Raw genomic sequence first — 2,512 nt, 5'->3', positions numbered from 1 at the left:
TCACCATCCACTGCGTTCTGCGGGTCAGTACCAAGAGGTAAGCGAGCTGAACCAGCACCATTCATGACGGGCGGGGGCCGCCCCTCTCCGGTTTGAGTTTCGCGCCTCCGGGCCGGGAGTAAAGGGCGCTCCTTCGTCGCGTCGGCTCCGCCGATTCCGCTTCGCTCCACCCTTGACACCCGCCCCTGCGGCGCAAGTGCAGGTACGCGGGAGGGGCGGCCCGGGGAAAGGGTTCCCAGGGAAGCCAGGATCGTTGCCCGGCCCGGCTGCTGGCCGCCGGGCCGGTTCGCCCTGCGGGGCACGCGGCAGTTGCATGGGGTGGCCCGGCCCCGGCTCAGCGCCTGACCGTCCGCTGTGAGCTGGGACTCATGCCCCGCTGGTCACCACCCGCTGCTGAGTGCCACACGAGCACCAAGCGGCCCGGAAAGAGCCTGGGAGGAGCCGGGGAAGGGCCCGTTGGGGCTCTGGATGGGGTTCTTGTGTCGGGGAGTGCCTTTCGCGGAGCTACCGGCACAGAAGGACTCCAGGAGATGTCGCATCCGCCTCACGCGGCACATCTCTCCCAGCGGGTGGGCCGAGTTCCTGCATGTGGCCAGGGCGCGACACGCCTGATTCGAAACGGTTGTTGAAGGCTGGTGGGCGGGCCCGGGGATCGCCGCCTGCTCTTCCTCGTGCTGGGGGTCGGCATGGCGTCGGCGCTGTCCTGTGCGATGACGCGGCGGGTGTGTCAGCCGGGCAGACGTTGCTCGTCGTAGTCGGAGCGGGCGCTTTCGACTTCGTCGAGGTGCTCGACGAACCATTCCAGCATGGCTTGAAGGGGGGACCGCAGGGTCCGGCCCAGGCGGGTGACGCTGTACTCGATCGCCACCGGATCCGTGGACACGACCACACGCTCGACCATGCCGTTGCGCTCCAGCCGTCGCAGGCACGTGGTCAGGGACTTCGGTGTGATGGCGGGCAGCTGCCGCCGAAGTTCGTTGAAGCGCCTGGGACGCTCGCACAACCCGTCCAGCACCAGCAAAGACCACTTGTCGAACAGCTGGTTGAGCAGCTGACGGCCGTCGTCATCGAGTTCTGCTGGCTTCACGTGGGTCTCCTCGGCGATACCTGATCTCGTTGCAGTCTACTTCTGCCACTAGGTATACAAGAGATATCGAACAGTGCTGTCGAGGGCCACGGCTGGCACATCGGCTCCGCCGGGCGCCGGGCCCGACCGGGACGAGATATACGGAGACGCATATGACCGGCAAGGTAACCACTCATCCGAATCCGCTGGGTCGCGGCGGTTTTGTTGCCCACGCCTACCCCGAGAAGCAGGTGAACCTCGGTGAGATCACGATGAACTACGCGGAGGCGGGCTCACCGGACAAGCCGGCACTCCTGCTCATTCCCGAGCAGACGGGCTCCTGGTGGAGCTACGAGCCGGCGATCGAGCTGCTGACCGAGGACTTCCACGTGTTCGCCGTCGACCTGCGCGGACAGGGACGGAGCACCTGGACTCCGAAGCGGTACAGCCTGGACAACTTCGGGAACGACCTGGTGCGCTTCATCTCGCTGGTGATCCGGCGTCCGGTCATCGTGTCGGGGAACTCGTCCGGTGGGGTCCTGGCCGCCTGGCTGTCGGCGTACTCGCTCCCCGGCCAGATCAGGGGCGCGCTCTGCGAGGACGCACCGTTCTTCGCCTCCGAGCTGGTCCCCGCGTTCGGGCACAACATTCGCCAGGGAGCGGGCCCGTTCTTCGAGCTGCTCAGCAAACACCTCGGTGACCAGTGGTCCATCGGTGACTGGGCCGCCTTCTGCGCTGCGGCCGAAGCTTCGTCGTCGAAGCTCGCGAGGTTCTTCCCGGCGAGCGCGGAGCCGCCTCAGAACTTCAAGGAGTACGACCCCGAGTGGGCGCGGGCGTTCTTCGAGGGAACCGCCGGCCTCAACTCTCCCCACGACCGGATGCTGGCCCAGGTCAAGACGCCTGTCCTGATCACCCACCACAATCGGGCGGTCGACCCGGAGACGGGCGATTTCGTCGGGTCGCTCTCCGACGAGCAGGCACAGAAGGCGCAGGACATCATGGCGACCGCTGGCGCCAAGGTCGACTACGAGTCGCGCCCGGAAGCGCACCACATGATGCACCAGTTCGACCCGGCGCTGTACGTGAAGCTGCTGACGGAGTGGTCCTCGGCCCTCCCGGCGGAGTGACCGGCCGCTCGCGCGCCCTCGCCGCCCTGCTCCCCCCTGTCGTCCAGGGTGCCGACGGGGACTCGTGACCCGCTGTCGGGTGTCGGGCGGCCGGGGAGGGGCCCGTTGAAGCCCTGCCCCGGAGGCTATGTGTCAGGGAGTGCGTTTGGCGGAGCTACCGACACAGGAGCACTCCAGGAGCTGCCCTATCGCTATGAGAGGGCGTTCGGGCACCCGGGCCACTGCCCCCCGCCCCTCACCCACAGACAGCCACAGGGTGCTCCGACCCTCCCCAAAGCGTCTCCTGTGCCAACCAGCCCCCTTATCGGTCCTCAGGACA

2 protein-coding genes are annotated in these 2,512 nt (G+C 67.4%); one reads left to right on the top strand and one right to left on the bottom strand.

All coding sequences use genetic code 11. The features are described 5' to 3' along the window. Nucleotides 1-727: 727 nt before the first annotated feature. A complete protein-coding gene (locus DVH02_RS26310; protein ID WP_114626344.1) occupies nt 728-1,087 on the bottom strand; it encodes a winged helix-turn-helix transcriptional regulator in 360 nt (119 codons plus the stop codon). Nucleotides 1,088-1,239: 152 nt separating this feature from the next. Between DVH02_RS26310 and DVH02_RS26305 the strand changes: the two genes are divergently transcribed. Further along, nucleotides 1,240-2,193: an alpha/beta fold hydrolase gene (locus DVH02_RS26305; protein WP_114626343.1), complete on the top strand. Its 954-nt coding sequence runs from the start codon at nt 1,240-1,242 to the stop codon at nt 2,191-2,193. Nucleotides 2,194-2,512 lie beyond the last annotated feature (319 nt).

The sequence above is a fragment of the Streptomyces corynorhini genome (assembly GCF_003346515.1).
Taxonomy (GTDB): Bacteria; Actinomycetota; Actinomycetes; order Streptomycetales; family Streptomycetaceae; genus Streptomyces; species Streptomyces corynorhini.
Note: the sequence above shows the minus strand (reverse complement) of the source record. Positions and strands in the feature narration are given on the sequence as shown.

Excerpts from the sequence above, each read along its gene's own strand:
- DVH02_RS26305 (WP_114626343.1), top strand. The coding sequence starts at position 1,240 with ATGACCGGCAAGGTAACCACTCATCCGAATCCGCTGGGTCGCGGCGGT.